We start from the raw sequence: 19,875 nt of genomic DNA, 5'->3' as shown, positions 1-19,875 counted from the left end.
AGCAGCGCGCGGAATCCGGGCGGGACGGGTGCCCGAAAGGGAAGAGTTCGGTTCCCACAGGACTGACTCGCGCTCCCCTGCCGAGGGGAGCGCGAGCGGGGATGGTGGGGGGCCGCGTGCCGATGACCGGGGGAGGATTCCGTGCGGCGGTCTCAGAGGTTACAACGCTCCTGGCGGGGTCCACGGCCACGGTGGCCGCGCGGGACGCGGCTGACATCCACCCTGCGCGTACTGCCCTTCGCTGTGCTGCTGCTCGTGGCGGGCAGCCTCCCCAGTTCGGCCGTGGAACCGCCCGGCCCCGAGAACCCGGTCACGCCGGCGGTGGTGACGGAGGGACTCGACCCGGGTGGGTCGGCGCGGGTGGACAAGCAGGTGCTGACGCCGACGATCCCGCCGAAGCCGGACATCGTGCTGCTGGTGGACGGCACGTTGAGCATGGAAGTGCCGATCACGGACCTTAAGAGGGACCTTCCTGATATCACCGACGCGGTCCTCACCGCACAGCCCGATTCACGCTTCGCCGTGGCCACGTACGGCGATCAACAGGTCGACGCCGACAGCGGCGAGGTCTACTCGGTCCTGCAAGGGCTGACCCACGATCTCGCAGCGGTGACAGAAGGTGTCAACAAGCTCGATTGGCAACTCGGGCAGGAGAGCATGGGCCCGGCGGAGGACTGGATCAACGGACTGTGGCAGATCACCGACGGCAGCGGCGGCGAGACGGTCTTCCGCGAGGACGCGAGCCCCATCGTCGTACTGATCGGTGACGCGTCCAGTCACAACCCGAGCATGGGGCACACTCTCGATGACACGATCCTCGCGTTGCGGAACGCCGCGATCAGGGTCGTGGGAGTGGACATCAAGACCGACATCGGTGACGGTCTCAACGGTACGGGCTACGCCGGCATCCCGGGACAGATAGAGAACCCCCGCATCGACCCGGACCAGGCCGACCGGGTTATCGCGGAGACCGGCGGCAAAATGGTCAACGGTGTCGACGAGGACGCGGTCGTAGACGCCATCCTGGACGGGCTGCGCGATCTGCCCACCACCGTCGGCCACCAGCTGGACGCGTGCGACCCGGCCCTCACCGTGACCCTGGATCCGCCCACGCGGAGCGTCGAGAGCGGCAAGGTCGCCCAGTTCGACGAAACCATCCAGGTCGCCGAGGACGCTCCGCAGGGCACACGACTGACCTGCACGGTCCAGTTCCTGCTGGGGGCCGGTGGGCAGGGTACGCGGGACCTCGGCCCACGCGCCCTGCCCGCCGACCCCGATCTGGTGCAGACGATCAACATCGACGTCAATGACGTCGGGGCCCCGGTGGTCACCGTGGACAACCGTACGGTCCGCACCCAGGACCCGGGCGGCGTCCGCGTCGAGTACACCGCCACCGCCGAGGACGCCGTGGACGGGCCGCTGCCGGTGACCTGTTCGCCCGCGTCGGGCTCGATCTTCCCGGTCGGCCGTACGGAGATCACCTGCACCGCGACCGACGCCGGCGGCAACACCGGTACGGGTACGGCGATCGTGGAGGTCATCCAGGACCCGGTACCGCCGCCGCCCACCTCCCCGCCCCCGTCGGCATCACCGGCGCCGCCCCCGCCGCCCCCCGTCGTCCCGCCGACGGCCGATGTGTCCGTACGGGTGGGGATCACGCCGCCCACCACGTACACCGGCCGCGCGGCCACCGCACGCTTCACCCTGTCCAACGCGGGCCCCGAGACGGCGACCGGTGTCATCCTCACCTCCGCCTGGCCCCGGACACCGGACTCGGCCAAGCGGACCCTGGGCGCGCTGTCGCGCTGCACGACGGCCTCGCCGTGCACCATCCCGGCGGGCGGCCGGGTCGAGGTCACCCAGCGGGCCAGGTACGCGACCGCCGTCAGCGGGGACGTCCACGCGACGGCCATCGCGACGCTGCCCGACCGCAGCCCCGACAACAACACGGCGCAGGCCCGGCTCCGCGTCCTCCAGCCCAGGCTCACCGTGACCCCTGAGGTCGCGAAGCCCGGTCAGGTGGTGCTGGCCCGGGGTACGGACTTCCCGCCGGGCGCGACCGTACGGCTGTCCTGGAGCGCGGGCATCACCGCCACCGGGCAGCCGGTGGTGGCCGACCGGAACGGCAGGTTCGAGGCGCAGGTGCCGGTGTTGCGCAAGGACCGGCTGGGCCCGCGGAAGCTCCGTACGAGCGTCACCGATCTGGCCGGGCTGGAGAAGCCGGTGCTGGTGGTGGCGCGCAAGCTCCAGCCGCCGGACTTCGCGGGGCGCGGATGACCGCGTACGTAGGGACGGCCGGATACATGCGGATGACGGGATACGCACGGACAGCCGGATACGTACTGACACGGGGGTGGGGCCGTGATCCACGAGGTGGACGACGCGCTGCGGGTGCTGCTCAGGGCGGAGGTGCTGGAGGGGGCCCAGATCGTCGTCGTGTTCGACGCGCCGACCCGCGACTGGGCCGCCAAGGTCAACGCGCCCACGGTCAACCTGTATCTCTACGACATCCGCGAGGACGTGCGCAGACGTGAGCGCGGGCTGCACAACGAGTACGACGGGCACGGCACCGTCATCGCCCGTCGCAGGCCGCCGCGTTACTTCAAGCTCTCGTATCTGATCACCGCCTGGACCAGGCGTCCGGAGGACGAACACCGGCTGCTGTCCTCGCTGTTGGTCTGTCTGCTGCGACACGAGGCGCTGCCTCCGGAGCGGCTGACGGGCACGCTCCAGGAGATCGGCGCGGCCGTACCGATGTCCATCGCGCTGCCGCCACCGGAGGACCGTTCCTTCGCGGATGTGTGGAGCGCGCTGGGCGGCGAGCTGAAGCCGTCGCTGGACCTGGTGATCAGTGTGCCGGTCACGGCCTCGCCCACGTACACCGTGGGCCCGCCGGTGACCGACGAGGGACTGCGCGCCAGCTTCGGCGACCACACGGCGGAGCCACGCGTCCGGCGGGGCGGCGATCAGCCGGTGTACGGCGGCGGCCGGGCCGCACGGGCCGATCCCGTACCGGAGACGACGGGGAACGCGCCCGCCGCCGGTGCGGAGCCCCGGCGGGCGGGCCTGTCCCTGCGCATCACGGAGACGCGTGGCAATGGCGGCTGAGCCCGGCCCCGGCCCCGGGCCGGAGCGTCGGCACCTGCGGCAGCTGCTGGAGCGCGCCGTACGGGTCGAGCGGCGCGTACGGCGGGCGGTGGAGGCGCGGAGGCGGACCGACCCGAACCCGGACGACGAGTTCCGGGGCCTGTATCTGACGGAGGAGGCGATATGGCGGCTGCTGGAGGAGGGGCGGACGTTCCCGGTCCCGGACGGCGCGGCGGAGACGGCGGAGACACCAGAACCGGCGGCGGAGACGGAAGCGGACCCGCCCGAACTAGCTCCCCCACTGCCGGATCCCCCACTCACTGACTCACCGCTGTCCAACCTCATCGGGGAATTCGAGCTGACCGAGCCGGACGTGGAGATCCTGCTGATCGCGCTCGTGCCGGATCTCGACGACCGCTTCGAGGCGTTCTACGGCTACCTGAACGACGACGTCACCCGCCGCCGCCCGACCATCGGTCTGGCGCTCGGCCTCTGCGGCCTCACCCCCGCCGACGCGACGGCCCGCGCCCGGCTGGGCCCGCACGCTCCGCTGCGTTCCGGCGGGCTGCTGCTGGTGGAGGAGGCGGACCGGCCGTTCCTGGGGCGCGCGCTACGGGTCCCGGACCGGGTCACGGCGCACCTGCTGGGCGACCGTACGCCGGACCCGAGGCTGGCGGACCTGCTGGCGCCGTGGCACCCGGTGGAGGGCGTGGGCGACGCGAAGGCGCTGGCCGGGGCGCTGGATTCCGGCGTACTCCTGACGTATCTGAGGGAGGACCAGGGAGGCGCGGGTACGGCGCTGGCCGCGACGGCGCTGAGTCTGACGGGCCGGGGCGTGCTCGGCCTGGACCTGGCGCGGCTGGCGGAGGACCCCACGCCCGTGGAGGCGGTGCGGGCGCTGGTGCGGGAGGGCAGGCTGACGGGCGCGGGGCTGGTGTGCGGCCAGGTGGACGCGCTGTCCCGCGAACACCCCGAGCTGCTGCGCCTGTTGACGAGCACACCGCTGCCGACGGCGATGGTGGGGCGGGTCCCCTGGGACGCGTCCTGGGCCGCTCGCCCGCCGCTCCTGCTGAACGCGCCGAGGGTGGAACCGTCCGTACGGTCCAGGCTGTGGCGCGACGCGTACCCGGGCCCGGCGCCGCTGCCGCCGGACCTGGACGTGGGCCTGCTGCTCTCGCCGTTCCTGCTGACGCCGGACCAGATCGAGGGCGCGGCGGCGGGGGCCGCGCAGACGGCGGCGCTGACGGACGGCCCGGTGTCCGCGACGGACGTGCGCCGGGGCGCGCGGGCGCAGAACGCGGCGGGGCTGGACCGGCTGGCGCGCCGTATCGAGCCGTCCGTCGGCTGGCCGGACCTGGTGCTGCCGCCCGATGTCCATGCCCAGCTCCGCGAACTGACGGCCCGCGCCCGCTTCCGCGACCAGGTCCTGGGCACCTGGGGCATGCGCCCGGGCGGCGGCCGGGGCCGGGGCGTCTCGGCCCTCTTCGCGGGGGACTCGGGCACCGGGAAGACCATGTCGGCGGAGGTCATAGCGGCGGACCTGGGCCTGGACCTGTACACGGTCGATCTGGCGACGGTCATCGACAAGTACGTGGGCGAGACGGAGAAGAACCTCGAACGCATCTTCTCCGAGGCGGCCGGCGTCAACGGCGTCCTGCTCTTCGACGAGGCCGACGCCATCTTCGGCAAACGCTCCGACGTGAAGGACGCCCACGACCGCTACGCCAACGTCGAGAGCGCCTACCTGCTCCAGCGCATGGAGTCCTTCGACGGCCTGGCCATCCTCGCCACCAACCTCCGCGCCAACCTGGACGACGCCTTCACCCGCCGTCTGGACCTGGTGATCGACTTCCCGATCCCGGACGCGGAGCACCGCCGCCTGCTGTGGGAACGCAGCCTGGGCGGCGTCCTGCCCCGGTCCCCCGACCTGGACCTGGACTTCTGCGCGGACTCCTTCGAACTGGCGGGCGGCAACATCCGTTCCATCGCGATCACGGCCGCCTACCTGTCGGCGGAGTCGGGCACGCCGGTCACGATGCCGATCCTGATCCACGCGATCCAGCGGGAGTACCAGAAGCTGGGCCGCCTGACGCTGGCCTCGGAGTTCGGCCCGTACCTGCGCCTACTGACGTAGGCCCGCGGGCACTACGCGGACGGCAGCCGGTACACCGAAACGTGCGAACGCGACGCGGCGGTGAACTCGGCCCCGTCCCAGTCGGCGTGCCGGGACTCCAGCTCGAAACCGGCGAGCTGGGCCATGAGATCGAGCTCGGCCGGCCAGATGTACCGGTGCGGACTGCGAAACAGCCGCGCCTCCCGGCTGCCCTCACCGAACCGGAAGTGGTGCGAGACGACCTGCTGGAGCAGCACGTCGTACGTGTCGAGCCCGACGTAACCGGCCTGGGCCTCCCACACCATGGCCTGCTGCCCGGGCGGCAGCTTCCGCAACTCGGGAACCCACAGCTCGATGACGAACCGTCCGCCCGGCGCGAGATGACGGGCGGCGTTACGGAAGCAGGCGACCTGCTCGGCCTGGGTGAGCAGGTTGGAGATGGTGTTGTAGACGAGATAGGCGAGCTGGAACGTACCGGGGACGCGCACGGTGGCCATGTCACCCGCGACAACCGGGAGCGAAGCCTCATCCACCTTGGTACGCAACTGGTCGATCATCGGCTGCGACATCTCGATCCCGGTGACCGCCACCCCACGCCCGACCAGCGGAACGGCGATCCGCCCCGTACCGATGGCGAACTCCAACGCCGCTCCCCCGTGGGCGAGTTCGGCGAGTCGACCGACGATCGGATCCAGTACCTCGGGCGAGAAGGCGCCGACGCCGGGCGTGTCGTAGCTCTCGGCGGTTTCGGCGTCCCAGAGTTCGTCCTGTGTGCGCCCACTCATCCCCCACCGATGAGCCTCCCTCAAAGAAACCCACGACTTGTTCCGCCCCGAAGAACACGACCGCGCCCACTCCGCCCACAGGTCCTGGCCCACGGGCCAACCCGCCTAGCCCATCAACGGCGAAAGCTTCATCTGCCGACCGCCCATACGAGAACGATTGAGATTGAACTCATTCTGTCGGGTCGCCGTTCAGGCGGGCCTGACGGCCAGGACAGTCTGGGTGAGGCGGCTGCCTACACAAGGAGGCGGCGGAACTGGTTGTGCCGTAAGACGCGTCCGATGATTCCAGCCCTCCCGTTGCATCGCGCGTCGGGCGGAGACCTTGCAGGACCTGCCGTTGCGCACGCCCTGGAATACGCAGCCCGCGCGAAAGCGCCGACCGATCGCCGTCGCAGCCGGCGCCAGTGCCACGGCTCCTCGTCCCACACCTGCCGCCACTGCTGCACCGACTGGACCCTCAGGTGAACCGCTCGGCAGCCTGAAGCAGCAACTCCTCGCAGAACTGCTGCCGTTCGGTAGCCTACCCGCCACCCTGCGGATTCCGCATTCCCTGGTGACATCACACAACGTCAGCCCCTACGACATCACAACTTCAACCTCAGAAATCAATCGCTCCCGCGCCCGAGCAGTCGACCTTCGATCAAGCCGATTGGAATGTAGTCAGACGTTGTGTCTACCTGCATGCCTCTATCACTGGCGATTGAGGCCAGCGCGAGCAGCGGAAGTGAAACAAAACCGAATGGATCGATGGACATATCACCACTCAACGTCCAGTATTCCTTATGCAGAGCGAGCGATGATTCGAGACATTCATTGAATGCTTCTTCATCGTTCTGACTTTCATAATACATTAGCTCCATCGCCGGAAAAGCAATCTTGAGCCCGTAGGGAGTATTATACTTGAGCTCCTCGGGCGCAGTCAGCCGAATCGCAGACTCCAAATTATCCAGAAAGTTCGCATTTCCGTGCCAATAGCACTGGAGTGTATCCACCCAGGCTTGCACGTAGGAGTCCACGGCATAATCCTCGGAGGCACTCAGCCAATCAGACGAGACACCACACAGGAAACGCAAGCGTCTCTCGTCTCGACAAATCGTGGCAAGCCACATGGCGTTCATCCATTCGGCCGCCGTAGCGCGTCGACGAGGGATTTCCGGTACAGATAGCGTACGGTAGTCATCGATTCGCAAACGAACAGAGGTCCGCCCCGAAAAGGCTATTTCGAACAATGCAACATGAGCCTCTGACGCCAAAGAGAACGCTTCGAACGTGGCTTCGTCCTGAGCCTGAACGTCGACGACGCTGCGATATCCGGCCACCATTAAAACTTTCTCAACGATCTTGTAGAAAAGCTGCGGAACCTGCTCGATCCGATCAGCCAGATCCCTAATACCAGCTTCCATTGCACTGATTTGAAGCTCAGACTTATGCAACTGAATCGTGTGCCTCGAGACGTTCCGCACGGAATCTCCCGTTCGTTTCGCTAGCGATCAGCCAAGTCGAAGTACTTTATGGACGCACCTTGCAATGTCGGGGAATTGTCGCCACCCGCAGGTGGATAAAGTTCAGCACGCACCAGTATATACTCTACCTGGCCGTTCGCTAAAGCCTCTGCGATCCTGCCCGCCAGACTTCTCTCCGAGACGCCACGCGGAAGCCGTTCATCCCGGGTTTCCATGACCTTCAACACAGCCTCTACGTACTTGACGGTCCCCTGTTCCGCCCGCCCCCCGGGGACAAGACGTGCCCCGAGCCCGGCCTTTGGAGCCTTAGCCTCCACGAGCAACAGCCGCCCGTCGGGAAGTTCATATATTTGATCGAATTTTCCCGATCCGCGAGCTTTCGGATCATCAAGTCGACTAAATCCGGCATATTTTGAACTCTTCGCAATCGCATCAATCGCGGCCTCCTCTCCTAGCTCCTCACTAAGCCTGGTCACTTGATCGAAATATTTCTTCCGGTCCGCGACGAGCTGTGGATCAGCATTTTTCTTCTCGGGAAGATCTCCGTACTCCTTTTCCTTTTCCTGTAGTCCCGCAATCGCTCTATGGCGACCTTTAATTAAACCCTGAAATCTTTCACGGGTTTCCACATCGGCAATATGCGTGTCAGCCTTGTCCTTCTTTGTACCGCTCGGATCCTTGATGAATTTCTTGCGCACCACCCAAGGCACTTTGCTATTATCTTCCCATTTCTTGGAAGTGCCATTCCATCTTATCGAACCATAGGCTCCCTCGCCATCGCTTGCTTCTTTCCTGAGAACTGCGGTCCATATTTCATTTCTCGGCTCATTCGCCTTTTTCCTGAGGTAATAATGCGCCCAGTCGAGCTCATTGCGTTTCTCCTGTTCATCCGGGTCTTTCGCTCTTACTTCACTCTCTGAAGATTCATCACCCTCAAGCGTCTCAGCTTGCGAGGTTCCGCGAAGCTCCGGATTTACTTTCCCAAATACCGACCACGTTTTCCCCGCCGGTATCGGAATAAGCTCAGTCAGCCGATAGCGCCGCTTTATTACCGCGAGCCTGGAGCGCAGAATCGAGGCTCCTACTTTCCTTCCTCGATACTTGTTCAATGCGGCTACAGCGGCACTTACGGCAAATTCAAGGCGGCGCTCCTTCCCCTTGGCGCTGTCGTCCACACCAGACTTCCTACTCTTGAACTTGCCCCAGAGCCTCTTTCCAGCCCTGGCGATTTTGTCGACCAGTTTGTCTATGGCTCGGTTTACTGGGCGAGAGACCTTTTGGAATGCCTGGCGGACCCTGTTGGCCAGGCCGCCTATTCCCAGTAGCGAAGCCAGGAGGCCCAGGAGGAGGGGGATGCTGGTGGCCAGGGCAGTTTCTATGGTTTTGGGGACGCCTGCTGCGCCGCCGTTGGCTACCGCTATGACCGCGTCCAGGCAGGCGTTGACGAATTCGAAGATCTGGGCGCCCTGCGTGACGATGAAGGTGACCAGGTCGATGATTCCCTTGACCGCGCGGACGAAGGCCGAGGCGGGGGTGAGGAGGGAGAGGATCCAGGTGATGCCGGCTATGAGGACCGTGGGGATCAGGTAGGATTTCAGGTCGTCCAGAATGGTTTTCTTCAGGTCGCCTGTTTCTTCTTTTATTTCGTTTACCGCTCCCGCTGGGCCCTCTCGTGCCAGCGCTCCCGCCACCGGGACCGATTGCTCGACCTTCGCCATCGCCTTTTCGGGGACGCCCTTGCGGGTTACTCGGGCGCGGATGTTGTCCCAGGTCAGGCCCAGGAGGGAGGCGATCAGTTGGATGATGCCCTTGAGGTCGAACTTCGCCGGGATCGCCAGGCCCGTGCTGACCGCTGTGCCCAGCAGCCAGGAGACCAGGCCCTTTTGCAGGTGGTCGGGGATGTTGGCGATGAAGAGGTTGAGGCCGGCACCCAGGGCCGAGACCAGGTTCTTCAGGAAGCCGATCGGGTCTTTGATGATCTTGGCGATGACGCTCGCCGCCTTGGCGAGGACTCCCATGAGCATGTTCTTCAGCTCAAGGATGGTCTGGATCACGCCCACCACGGCGTCCATCACCGCCGCGATGATTCCCTTGTTCTCCTCTTCCAGTTTCTTGATTTCCTCGTCCACCGAGTTGAGTGCCTCGGTGTATTTCTGCGCCAGGTCCTGTACCAGTTGGGTCGACTTGTCGTTGACCTCGGCTTCGAGATCGTCGAACTTCCCCGCGAAATCCGCCGCCGCTTCCTCACCGAACTGCTTGAGGTCCGCCGGGAGTCTGTCCACCTCGGCCTTCAGCTCGTTCCGGCCGGCGGTGATGCGGGCCTTGGCCCGGCCCAGTTCCGCTCCGATCATGTCGGCGATGGCCGAGATCACCGTCTGCATCTGCTCGACGTACAGCTCGCGGGACTTCTGGAAGATGTTCAGGCCCTCCTGCGGGAGGCCCTTGAACTTGTCCTTGATCCAGCGGCCCTTGCCCGTGAAGCCTGAGTAGCGTTTGTCCTTGTACTCCTTCATCCGGCGCTTGTGATCCGTCGTGAAGTTGTCCCGCGCCCGCTTCTCGCCCTCGGTGAACTGTTTGTCGACCTTGCCGTCCAGGTCTTCGAGGATCTTCTCGACGTCCTTCTGTGTCGTGTCGAAGACCTTCTGCAGCTTGGCCGTGACCTGGGCGCGTTTCTTCTCGTCCGCCGACTTCGTCTCGCCCTTGCCCGAGTCGACGCTCTTGCCCGCCGCGTTGCGGTCCGCCGTCATGGCGGCCACGGCCTGGGCGCCGGACACGGCGGCGCCCGCCTTGGCGGTGGCGAGTTGTCTGGCTTCGGCGGCGCGGCCCTTGCCGGGGGCGGCGGCGGTGTCCTGTTCGCCCTTCTTCTTCTCCGAGAGGGCGTCGTCGAAGGCGGGTTCGTTGCCGCGGGCGAGCTGGTCCTCGGTGACCTCGGCGTCGTCCATCTGCTGGTCGACCTGCTGATTGCCCTCGCGGAAGTCCAGCACCGCGTCCGGCTGTTTCGCCGGGACGGCGTCCGTCGCGCTCGGGGCGCCCGGGTTGCCCGGCGGCTGGTCCGGGTTGAGCGGGGTGACTTCCTTCTCCGTGGCCCCCGAGGTGTCCGGAGCCGCGGTGGTGGCGGTCTCGATGTCCTCGGCGGAGGACTCCTTGCCGTCCTGGACCTTGCCGTCGACCGCGTTCTTGATGTTGTCGGCCTTGCCGGAGTCGGCGAACTTGTCCGCCGCGTCGAGGTCCTTCGGCGCCTGCGCCTCGATCGCCTCGTTGACCGCGCCGACGAACTCCGTCTTGTTGAACACGCCCGGCTCGGCGTCGTTCATCTTCTCCGCGTTCGCCGTCTTGCCCTGCGCCTCTTTGTCGTCCGGCGGGGCCACGGCCGCGTTCTGTGCCGCCCGCGACTCCGTCGCCGCCGGCTTGTGCTGCTTGAGCGTCTGCTTCTTCGCCGCTACGTCCTGCTGGACCTTCCGGAACCCCGGCGCCTGCGCCGGCGGCGGCTTGACCACGTCCGCGTACCGCTGCGCCACCAGCCGCGACACCGCCGCGTTTCCGGCGCGGGCCTGGAGACGCTGTACGCTGCGGGCGCTCAACCCCCGCGCCCCGGCGGCGGGCGGGGCGGCGGCAGCGGTTCGCGGGGCCACCGCCGCTTGTGTGCGCTCGGCCGCCTGTGTGCGCTCGGCCGCCAGTGTGGGCTCGGCGGCTTGTGAGGTCTCCGATACGGGTGCCGTCCGCACACTCGCCGTACGCGCCCCCGCCGCGGACGCCGACGACCTGGCGGTACCGGCGGCCTTCTCCGGAGCCGCCTTCACCCGCGCTCCCGGTCACAGGTCCCCGACATGCCTGCCAGGGTGTGGCGTCACGGGTACGGCGGGGCAGTGTCACGTGGGCGGGCCCCCGGGCAGCGTCCGTTGCCCTATCGGGCTGACCGGCCGCCCCTGCCTTTTCGGGCACGCGGCTCGGTACGGCTGGGCGACCGTATGCCCGTTCCCGGTGATCCATCCCCCGGCGAGAATCGGCCCCGGTTCCATGTCTCAGATGCCAGATGCCAGATGCCAGATCCCGTGCTCCAGGTTCCGTGCTCCAGGTTCCGTGTCCCCAGATCTCACGTCCCAGGTCCCGCGTCCCACGTTCCCCGGCCAAGGCGCCCTGTTCCCGGTCAAGGAGAGTTGCATGCCGTCGTATCTGTCCCCGGGTGTCTACGTCGAAGAGGTCCCGTCCGGCTCGCGGCCCATAGAAGGAGTGGGAACCTCCGTCGCCGCGTTCGTCGGCTTCGCCCAGCGCGGGCCCTTCAACGAGCCGACCCTCATCGCGAACTGGGGCCAGTTCGTGAGCCAGTTCGGCGACTTCGTCGAGGGCACCTACCTCGCCTCGTCCGTCTACGGCTTCTTCGCCAACGGCGGCGGCACCTGCTACGTCATCCGTATCGGAGGGAGCGGAGGCGACGGCAGTGGTAGCGGTGCCTCAGCGGACGGCGAGGCGGCCGCGCCCGGGGAGCTGCCCGCCGGCGCCGACACCCCGCTCGGGCCTTACCTCGTACGGACGTTGCCCGGCGTGACCGGTGAGATCACCGTCGAGGTCGCGGAGCCGGAGGCGGAGGACCCGCCGCAGGACGTCTTCACACTGCGGGTGTCCCGCGACGGCAAGGTCGTGGAGACCTATCCCGCGGTGTCGACCAAGCGCAGCAAGGACAACGTCGTCGCCCAGGTCAAGGCCCAGTCGCAGCTGATCGAGGTCCAGGAGCCGGGGCGCGGCGCCGCACCCGCCCGGCCCGGGGCGCAGACCGTGACGCTCGAACCCGCTCCCGACGCCGGAGCCGCGCCCGGCGTGAGCGGTCCGCTGTCGGCCGAGGAGTACGTGGGCGATCCCGACCAGCGCACCGGGCTCGGCGCGCTGGAGGCGATCGACGAGGTCACCATGATCGCCGTACCGGATCTCATGAGCGCCTACGAGCGCGGCGGGCTGGATCTGGAGTCGGTGCTCGCCGTGCAGCAGGGGCTCATCAGCCACTGTGAGCTGATGGGCGACCGGATAGCGATCCTGGACCCGCCGCCCGGACTCAGCCCGCAGCAGATCAGGGCGTGGCGGACGGATACGGCCGGGTTCGACTCGAAGTTCGCGACGCTCTACTACCCGTGGCTGAAGGTCTTCGACCCGGCGGCCGGCCGCAATGCCTTCGTACCGCCGAGCGGGCATGTCGCCGGAGTGTGGGCCCGTAACGACGCCTCGCGTGGAGTGCACAAGGCGCCCGCGAACGAGGTCGTACGGGGTGCGGTCTCCCTCCAGACCCAGCTGACCAAGAATGAGCACGATCTGCTCAACCCGATCGGTCTGAACTGCATTCGCGCATTTCCCGGTCGCGGCATACGCGTATGGGGAGCCCGGACGCTGGCATCCGATCCCGCGTGGCGCTACCTGAGTGTGCGGCGGCTCTTCAACTACCTGGAGGAGTCCATTCTCGCCGGCACCCAGTGGGTGGTGTTCGAGCCGAATGACGACGCGCTGTGGGCACGTATCCGGCGTACGGTCTCGGCGTTCCTGGTCAACGAGTGGCGCAGGGGCGCGCTGTTCGGGCTGACGCCGGACGAGGCGTTCTACGTGAAGTGCGACCGCGAGACGAATCCGCCCGAGGCGATCGACGCCGGGCAGGTCATCTGCGAGATCGGGGTGGCGCCGGTCAAGCCGGCCGAGTTCGTGGTGTTCCGGCTGTCCCAGCTCACCGCCGGGATGGGCGCGGTCGAGGAGTAGCGGAAAGTCCGAGGAGCAGAGAAGAGAAGAGAAGAGAACCGTCACCGTAACGCGCGTATTGGAGGCTGGTAGTGCCACTTCCCGATCTCGACAGTTCCGTCGGGCATTCCTTCGGCCTGGAATTCGACAGCGTCGTCATCAAGCAGATCACCGAGGTGAGCGGTCTGAAGATGGAGCAGGATGTCATCGAGCTGAAGCAGAACACCACCGACGGAAAGTACGCCATCAAGAAGCTGCCGGGACGTCCGAAAGCGGGCGAGGTCACGGTCAGCCGCGGACTGACCGAGGACAACAGTTTCGAGCGCTGGATCAAGGATTCCCGGTTCGGCCGGATGGCCGATGCCCGGCGCAATGGCGCCATCATCGTCTACGACTACGAGGGCGTCGCGATCAAGCGCTACAAGCTGATCAACGCCTGGCCGAAGTCCCTGGAGATCGGCACACTGAAGGCGGGCGACACCTCCGTGCTCACGGAAAAGCTGGCGATCACCTACGAGAGCATGGAAGTCGACTGATGCGGCGCGCGCTCTCCCCCTCGCATCCCTCCCCTCTCTCATCTCCTTCATCTCCCTCATCTCCCTCATCTCCTTCAGCGCCCTCGGCCTCCCCCGCAGGTCAGGCGGACCGCGACCCCGGCTACTCACGTCGCGAGAGCCTGCGCACCGAGTTCGCCTTCGAGCTGCCGCGCGGGTACGTGGACGATTCCGGCACCGTGCACCGCTCCGGCGTGATGCGACTGGCAACCGCCCGCGACGAGTTGGTCCCGCTGCGGGACGACCGGGTACGGGAGAACTCCGCGTACCTGTCGGTCGTCCTGATCGCCCGCGTGGTGAGCAGGATCGGCACGGTCGACGACATCCACCCCGGTGTGATCGAGGATCTGTTCGCCTCCGACCTGGCCTTCCTCCAGGACTTCTACCGGCGGATCAACTCCGAGGGGCACACCAGGGCCGCCGTCACCTGCCCGTCCTGCCAGGAGAACTTCGCGGTGGATCTGGCCGGGGGCGGCGGGGGTGGTCGCCCGGGGGAATCGTGACGTACGCGACCGACCTGCTCTACGAGGAGGTCGCGTACCTCGCCTATCACTTCCACTGGCCGCTCGATCAGCTGCTCGATCTGGAACACGTCGAACGGCTGCGGTACGTCGCGGAGATCGCCCGGCTCACCGGGGCATGAGGAGACGCAATGAGGGGGCGAGTTCATGGGACTGCTGTCCTGGCTACGGGGTGACCGCACGGGCGGGGCCGATACGTCCCGGAGCGGTGACGTGTCCCGGAGCAGCGAACCGTCCCGGAGCGGTGACGCACCCCCGCGCGCGACCCCGGCCTGGCGCGAACTCCCGCCCGTACAGCGCACCTTGAGCGCACCTGCCCTGGTCACGGACCCGGGCCGTTTCGAGGGATCGCTGAGCAGCCGGCAGGACACCGCACTGTCCACGACACCTCTCGGCCATCTGGTCAGCCCCGAGGCGCCCTCCGGCCTGGTGCACGGCCTCGACACCAGCGTTACGGGTGGTACGGGCGGTACGGATCGGACCGAACCGGCCCCGGGCTCCGACCACACGGGTGACCGCTCCATCACCACCTGGCCCGCCCCCGAGAGCCGTACGTCGCCACAGGTGCACGTACAGCCGAGCGCCGTGCCCCTCCAACGCAGCGAGTCCGCGTCAGCGTCCGAACCCACGTTCCTCTCGGCCGCGTCCGTGCCCACTGAACTTCCGGTACGGCAGCTGATGAGCGAACGCCCCATCGAGCCGTCCCTGCCGGAAGCCGATTCCCCCGAAGCCGCCTCAGCCGAGCGAGCAACGTCCACTCCACCGCCGCCCCCCATGCCCGTACGGGGCGACCAGGCACCGGTCCAGCGGTCGACGTCCCCGCGCCTGCCGTCCGCGCCCCCCACGCGTCCTCCCGCACCGGGGCTCGGAGCGCCGCTGGCCGGGCTGCCGCCCACGGCCCAGCGGCAGGTCGCGGCGCGCCTGCCGGGCCCGGTGACGCAGACGCAGACGCAGACGGGGATGGAGACGGAGCCAGGCGATATCCCCGAGCCGTCCCCGGCGGACGCGTCGCCCAATCCCCTGTTGGGCGACACAGCGCCCCTCGTCCAGCAAACGGATCCGGTGCAGCGCGCCCCGGAGTCGGACCAAGTGCCCCAGGTGTCCCAGTTGTCCCAGACACCCCGAGCACCGCACATACAGCGGCTGCCCGCGCCCGGACAGAACCCGATGTCCTCCGGCGCCCCCGTCCCCCTCCAACGACTCGACGCCACGCACCCGCTGGTCCCCCAGCCCCCGCAGACCGCGTCCGGTCCGGTGGCGCCGCTCATTGCCCAACGGGCGGTCCCCCTCTTCGTCACCGGGCCGGACGCTCCCCCCGGCCGCCCCGACGCCCCCGGGGGCGCGGACGCCGAAGCACCCGCCGTACCCGTCCGTTGGGACGCACCCGGTCCGGGGGCCGCCGTGCAGCGCTCGTACGACGCCGCGCCGACACGTTCCCCCCGTACCGGCTCCCGTACCTCCTCCGTCTCCTCCGCCGCCCCCGTCACCGTGTCGCGCGAGGCGGCCGGGACCCCGCGGCTCCGGCGCAAGGCGTACGGCGGCCCGCCCACCCCGCGATCGGTCGGCCCATACGCCCAAAGGTCGGTCGCCGCCGCGCCGTCCGGTACTGGATCGCCCTTCCGCGACGCCGGTTCCGTCGCGATCGCGGCAGGCGTGGCCCAGCGGATGGCCGACGGCAGCGTGGTCTTCGGCACCACCCCCAGCCCGCAGAGCCCCCCAACAGCCCAGCGCGCCGCCGAGTTCAGCGAACCGCCGGCACCCGATCCCGTCCCCGAAGCCCACCCCGAACCGGTGCCGCTCCCGGACCCGGGCCCCGAGCCCGCGCCCGACCCGGAGTTCCCCGACACCGTCTCGGCGGGCACCACCCACGGCACACCACCGGGCACCCCGCCCGGCACACCCCCCGTCACCGATGAACTCGTACGCGCCCTCTACCCGCCCCTCAGCCGCCTCCTCAAGGCCGATCTGCGGCTCGAACGCGAACGCGCCGGACTCCTCATCAACACCAGGCACTGAGCAGCACCACCGAGCAGCACCGAGCAGCGGAAACACGACCGAGAGGTACCCCCATGGCAACGGCCGACCACGACGATCCCGCCGTCAGCGTCTCCTTCGTCGTCACCATCGACGACATCGAACTCGGCTCGTTCAACACCTGCGACGGTCTCGGCTGCGAAGTGGTCCTCGAAGCGCGTGAGGAGGGCGGAAACAACGGCCACGTCTGGCAGTTGCCCACCCGGCTCAAGTACTCGAACGTGAAGCTGTCCAGGCCGCTGACCAGGGAGACGGAGAAGGTCGCCCAGTGGTTCGCGAGCATGACGACCGGTTTCAGCCGTAAGACCGCCCGCATCGAGGCGCGTACGGGCGACGGCCGCAAGGTCGCGCAGTGGGGGCTGCTGGAGGTGGTGCCGGTGCGCTGGACCGGGCCCTCGTTCACCCCCGAGTCGCCCAAGGTCGCGGTCGAGACCATCGAGATCGCCCATCACGGCTACGTGATGGAGGGCTGAGCCGACGATGAGCGGTCCCATCGCCTTCAGCGCCGCCGGCAGCTCCGGTACGGCCTCCGCCTCCCGGGCGGCGGGCTCCGCCAGGCCCAAGCTGGAGCACGCGTATCTGGAGCTCCGTACCCCGCCCGCCGGGGGCAGTCTGACGCCCGGCGGGCCGTGCGGGCGGATCGACTTCCAGTTCAACCCGAAGGAGCTGAGCCTGACCAAGGCGGCGTCCTGGAAGCGCACGCCCGCCAAGGGGGCGAAGAGTTCGGGGCCCCCCGAGTACCAGGGGCCGCAGCCCAGCAAGCTCACGGTCGAGATGTTCTTCGACGCCAGCGACACCCAGGACAGCAGTGTGGTGACCTCGGTGGAGAAGCTGTTCGCCTGCTGCGTGCCGACCAGCGAGACCCGGCAGCAGCAGCGCTCCTCGCCGCCGTGGGTGATCTTCCACTGGGGCGGGCTGACCGGCTTTCCCGGCTACGTCAGCCAGGTGCAGGCGAAGTACACCCTCTTCACCACCTCGGGCGTGCCGATCCGGGCGCTCTGCCAGGTGACGATGGAGGAGATCAGCGGGGAGACGCCGGGCCAGAACCCGACCTCGGGCGCGCTGGCGGCGCGCCGGGTGCACCGGGTGCGTTCCGGGGACTCGCTGCCGGGTCTCGCGCACCGCGAGTACGGGGATCCGGCCGCGTGGCGGGTGATCGCGGAGGCCAACGGGATCGACGACCCGATGCGGCTGGTCAATGGCCAGGAGCTGCTGCTGCCCGCGCTGGACGAACTGGGCCGGCTCCAGGAACAGCGCCTCCAAGAGCGGCGGCTTCAACACCGGCCCCTCCAGGACCAGCAATCCCAGCAGTCCCAACAGTCCCAACAGTCCCAGCGGCGTTCCGCGCAGAAACGGCTGAGGTGAGAGACGGATGGCCCAGCAGAGTGTCGCCAAGGCGCTGGTGGTCGAGTTCGGTGGCAGTCCGCTGCCGCCCGCCCTCGCCAACACCCTGGTCGAAGGGTACGTGGACGACAGCCGAACGCTCCCCGACCTCTTCGTGCTGCGCTTCCGCGACCCCAGCCGGGTGCTGCTGGAGCAGACCGGGCTCAAGATCGGCGGCGAGGTCCGGCTGCTGGCCCACGCCGGTGGCGGGCCGTCCCCCACACTGCTGCTGAGCGGGGTGGTGACCGCACTTGAGGTGGAGATCGACGACAGCGGCACCTTCACGGTCGTCCGCGGGCTCGACGACTCGCACCGGCTGTTCCGGGGCCGCCGGGTCGCCGGGTACCAGAACATGACGCTCGCCGACATCTGCGCGCAGGTGGCGCAGCGGGCGGGGCTGCGTCCCGGGACGGTCGATGTGGCGGGTCCCGTGCTCACGCACGTCGCCCAGCCGAACATCAGCGACTGGGAGTTCGTGCGCGGGCTCGCCGAGGAGGCGGGCGCTCAGGCGTACGTGCTGGACGGCAGCCTGCATGTCACCAGGCCCGCCGAGGCGAGTGGCGCGCCGGACGGTTCGGCGCGGGCCGAGCAGAATCCGCTGGTGCTGGAGATGGGGAGCAATCTGATCCGGTGCCGGGCGGGGGTGTCCGCCGCCGAGCAGGTGTCGGAGGTCGAGGTACGGGGCTGGGACGTGGCGGCGAAGCAGCCGCTGGTGGGCCGGGCACCGGCCGGGAACACCTCGACGCTGGACCTGGGGGTGACGGCGGCCGACGTGTCGGCGCCGTTCGGCGAGGCGAGTTTCGTCGTGACGGACGCCTCGTACGGCACCCAGGCGCAGGTGGACCAGGCGGCGAAGGCGCTGGCGGAGCGGATCGCGGGGTCGTTCGCCGAGCTGGAGGCGGTGATCCGGGGGAATCCGGAGGTACGGGCGGGCAGCGCGGTGGCGCTCAACGCGGTCGGGGCGCCGTTCGAGGGGCGGTACACGGTCACGTCGTCGCGCCATGTCTTCGATCCGGTGCGCGGCTACGAGACCTGGATCACGGTCTCGGGTCAGCAGGAGCGTTCGCTGTTCGGGCTGACCGGCGGTGGCGCGGGGTCGGCGGGCGGCGGCTCGGGGTCGTCGGCGGGCGGGAGTTGTGCCGGGCTGGTCAACGGGACGGTGACGGACACCCAGGATCCCGAGGGGCTGGGCCGGGTGAAGGTGCGTTTCCCCTGGCTGTCGGACGAGTACGCGAGCGACTGGGCGCGTACGGCGCAGGCGGGCGGTACGGGCGGCGGCGAGGCGTTCATCCCCGAGGTGGGCGACGAGGTGCTGGTCGGTTTCGAGCAGGGCCACATGGACCGCCCGTACGTGCTGGCCGGTCTCTACAACGGTCAGGACAGGCCGTCCCAGGGCGGCGGCGGGGAGGGCGCGGGGAGCGCCGCCGAGGGCGGTGAGCTGGTCGATCCGACCAGTGGCGCGGTCAACCGGCGGGCCTTCGCGTCCAAGGGCGGCAACCAGCTGGAGCTGCTGGACGCGGCGAACGGCCCGCAGGGCGTACGGCTGGTGACCGGCGACGGGAAGCTGAGGATCGACCTCGACCGCAGGGGCACCACCGTGGTCGTCCACAGCGACGGGAGTGTGGAGATCGAGGCCGGAAAACAGGTGTCGATCACGGCGGGCGGCGGGGTGGCGCTGGACGCCGGGCAGGGTGTGCTCGAACTCAGCGGCGACTCGGTGAAGCTGACGGCCCGTACCGGGGTGCAGGTGGACGGCGGGACGGGCCGGCTGCGGCTGGCCACCAGCGGCGCGCTCGATGTCCAGGGCAGCCGGGTCGCGGTCAACGGCACCTCGCGCACCGAGATCAAAGGCGGTACCACCTGCTCCATCAACGCACCACTGGTCAAGATCAACTAGCCCGTACCGCAAGGACGTCGAGAGGAGTACGGACAGATGTCGGCAGCCGCACGCGTCGGCGACCCCACCGGCCACCCGGGAACGGTCGGCCCGCAGGGCGTGGAGACAGTGCTCATCGGGGGCAGGCCCGCCGCCGCGGTCGGCACCCCGCACCAGTGCGCCGTCCCGCCCCCGGCCGTACACCCGCCGTCCGCGATCGCCGGCCCCGGCAGCGCCACGGTCCTCATCGGAGGCAGCCCGGCGGCCCGCGTCGGTGACCGGGCCGGCTGCGGCTCGCCCGTGGTGTCCGGCTGCCCGACCGTGCTGATCGGGGGGTGAGCGGA

The 19,875-nt window shown here is 68.6% G+C and carries 15 protein-coding genes; 12 read left to right on the top strand and 3 right to left on the bottom strand.

Annotated features, from left to right (window positions below):
- The first annotated feature begins 255 nt into the window (after nucleotides 1-255).
- The 3 genes from OG627_RS30590 (at nucleotide 256) to OG627_RS30580 (ending at nucleotide 5,221) form a co-directional block, all read left to right on the top strand.
- The gene (locus OG627_RS30590) at nucleotides 256-2,277 is read left to right on the top strand and encodes an HYR domain-containing protein (protein WP_329070601.1); all 2,022 of its coding nucleotides are present in this window, start codon (nucleotides 256-258) and stop codon (nucleotides 2,275-2,277) included.
- An 84-nt stretch (nucleotides 2,278-2,361) separates the two neighbouring features.
- Nucleotides 2,362-3,108, top strand: a complete 747-nt coding sequence (locus OG627_RS30585; RefSeq protein WP_329070599.1) for a DUF4255 domain-containing protein — start codon at nucleotides 2,362-2,364, stop codon at nucleotides 3,106-3,108.
- Nucleotides 3,098-5,221, top strand: coding sequence for an ATP-binding protein (locus OG627_RS30580; RefSeq protein ID WP_329070597.1), 2,124 nt, complete (start codon nucleotides 3,098-3,100; stop codon nucleotides 5,219-5,221). The genes OG627_RS30585 and OG627_RS30580 overlap by 11 nt, the downstream gene beginning before the upstream one ends.
- 11 nt (nucleotides 5,222-5,232) lie before the next feature.
- On the opposite strand, the gene OG627_RS30575 is transcribed toward OG627_RS30580, so the two are convergent.
- The 3 genes from OG627_RS30575 to OG627_RS30565 all read right to left on the bottom strand — a co-directional run bounded on the left by OG627_RS30575 (nucleotide 5,233) and on the right by OG627_RS30565 (nucleotide 11,248).
- Nucleotides 5,233-5,985 carry a class I SAM-dependent methyltransferase gene (locus OG627_RS30575; RefSeq protein ID WP_329070595.1) on the bottom strand — a complete coding sequence of 251 codons (753 nt, stop codon included), beginning with the start codon at nucleotides 5,983-5,985 and terminating at the stop codon, nucleotides 5,233-5,235.
- Between the two features lie 605 nt (nucleotides 5,986-6,590).
- Nucleotides 6,591-7,388: an immunity 49 family protein gene (locus tag OG627_RS30570; protein ID WP_329070593.1), complete on the bottom strand. Its 798-nt coding sequence runs from the start codon at nucleotides 7,386-7,388 to the stop codon at nucleotides 6,591-6,593.
- 80 nt (nucleotides 7,389-7,468) lie between these two features.
- Nucleotides 7,469-11,248: a hypothetical protein gene (locus OG627_RS30565; protein ID WP_329070591.1), complete on the bottom strand. Its 3,780-nt coding sequence runs from the start codon at nucleotides 11,246-11,248 to the stop codon at nucleotides 7,469-7,471.
- Between the two features lie 361 nt (nucleotides 11,249-11,609).
- Here OG627_RS30565 and OG627_RS30560 point away from each other — a divergent pair, with 361 nt between their 5' ends.
- The 9 genes from OG627_RS30560 (at nucleotide 11,610) to OG627_RS30520 (ending at nucleotide 19,870) form a co-directional block, all read left to right on the top strand.
- Nucleotides 11,610-13,184 (top strand): phage tail sheath family protein, encoded by a 1,575-nt coding sequence (locus tag OG627_RS30560; protein ID WP_329070590.1) that lies wholly within the window; start codon nucleotides 11,610-11,612, stop codon nucleotides 13,182-13,184.
- 71 nt (nucleotides 13,185-13,255) lie between these two features.
- Complete coding sequence (locus tag OG627_RS30555) at nucleotides 13,256-13,699, top strand: phage tail protein (RefSeq protein WP_329070588.1); 444 nt, start codon at nucleotides 13,256-13,258, stop codon at nucleotides 13,697-13,699.
- Entirely contained in the window at nucleotides 13,699-14,220 is a 522-nt protein-coding gene (locus tag OG627_RS30550; RefSeq protein ID WP_329070585.1) for a hypothetical protein, read from the top strand. The genes OG627_RS30555 and OG627_RS30550 overlap by 1 nt, the downstream gene beginning before the upstream one ends.
- Entirely contained in the window at nucleotides 14,217-14,360 is a 144-nt protein-coding gene (locus OG627_RS30545; protein WP_329070583.1) for a DUF6760 family protein, read from the top strand. The genes OG627_RS30550 and OG627_RS30545 overlap by 4 nt, the downstream gene beginning before the upstream one ends.
- Before the next feature lie 25 nt (nucleotides 14,361-14,385).
- Nucleotides 14,386-16,254, top strand: coding sequence for a hypothetical protein (locus OG627_RS30540; RefSeq protein ID WP_329070581.1), 1,869 nt, complete (start codon nucleotides 14,386-14,388; stop codon nucleotides 16,252-16,254).
- 53 nt (nucleotides 16,255-16,307) lie between these two features.
- Nucleotides 16,308-16,745 (top strand): phage tail protein, encoded by a 438-nt coding sequence (locus OG627_RS30535; protein WP_329070579.1) that lies wholly within the window; start codon nucleotides 16,308-16,310, stop codon nucleotides 16,743-16,745.
- Between the two features lie 7 nt (nucleotides 16,746-16,752).
- A complete protein-coding gene (locus OG627_RS30530) occupies nucleotides 16,753-17,637 on the top strand; it encodes a CIS tube protein (RefSeq protein ID WP_329070578.1) in 885 nt (294 codons plus the stop codon).
- 7 nt (nucleotides 17,638-17,644) lie between these two features.
- Entirely contained in the window at nucleotides 17,645-19,552 is a 1,908-nt protein-coding gene (locus tag OG627_RS30525) for a VgrG-related protein (RefSeq protein ID WP_329070576.1), read from the top strand.
- A 36-nt stretch (nucleotides 19,553-19,588) separates the two neighbouring features.
- Nucleotides 19,589-19,870: a PAAR domain-containing protein gene (locus OG627_RS30520; RefSeq protein ID WP_329070574.1), complete on the top strand. Its 282-nt coding sequence runs from the start codon at nucleotides 19,589-19,591 to the stop codon at nucleotides 19,868-19,870.
- The last annotated feature ends 5 nt before the right edge of the window (nucleotides 19,871-19,875 follow it).

It is taken from the genome of Streptomyces sp. NBC_01429 (assembly GCF_036231945.1).
GTDB lineage: Bacteria > Actinomycetota > Actinomycetes > Streptomycetales > Streptomycetaceae > Streptomyces.
Note: the sequence above shows the minus strand (reverse complement) of the source record. Positions and strands in the feature narration are given on the sequence as shown.

What these genes read in the sequence shown, in the direction of transcription:
- OG627_RS30580 (WP_329070597.1), top strand. Translation starts at nt 3,098, where the DNA reads ATGGCGGCTGAGCCCGGCCCCGGCCCCGGGCCGGAGCGTCGGCACCTG.
- OG627_RS30575 (WP_329070595.1), bottom strand. Translation starts at nt 5,985, where the DNA reads ATGAGTGGGCGCACACAGGACGAACTCTGGGACGCCGAAACCGCCGAG.
- OG627_RS30570 (WP_329070593.1), bottom strand. Translation starts at nt 7,388, where the DNA reads ATGGAAGCTGGTATTAGGGATCTGGCTGATCGGATCGAGCAGGTTCCG.
- OG627_RS30560 (WP_329070590.1), top strand. Translation starts at nt 11,610, where the DNA reads ATGCCGTCGTATCTGTCCCCGGGTGTCTACGTCGAAGAGGTCCCGTCC.
- OG627_RS30550 (WP_329070585.1), top strand. Translation starts at nt 13,699, where the DNA reads ATGCGGCGCGCGCTCTCCCCCTCGCATCCCTCCCCTCTCTCATCTCCT.
- OG627_RS30540 (WP_329070581.1), top strand. Translation starts at nt 14,386, where the DNA reads ATGGGACTGCTGTCCTGGCTACGGGGTGACCGCACGGGCGGGGCCGAT.
- OG627_RS30535 (WP_329070579.1), top strand. Translation starts at nt 16,308, where the DNA reads ATGGCAACGGCCGACCACGACGATCCCGCCGTCAGCGTCTCCTTCGTC.
- OG627_RS30530 (WP_329070578.1), top strand. Translation starts at nt 16,753, where the DNA reads ATGAGCGGTCCCATCGCCTTCAGCGCCGCCGGCAGCTCCGGTACGGCC.
- OG627_RS30525 (WP_329070576.1), top strand. Translation starts at nt 17,645, where the DNA reads ATGGCCCAGCAGAGTGTCGCCAAGGCGCTGGTGGTCGAGTTCGGTGGC.
- OG627_RS30520 (WP_329070574.1), top strand. Translation starts at nt 19,589, where the DNA reads ATGTCGGCAGCCGCACGCGTCGGCGACCCCACCGGCCACCCGGGAACG.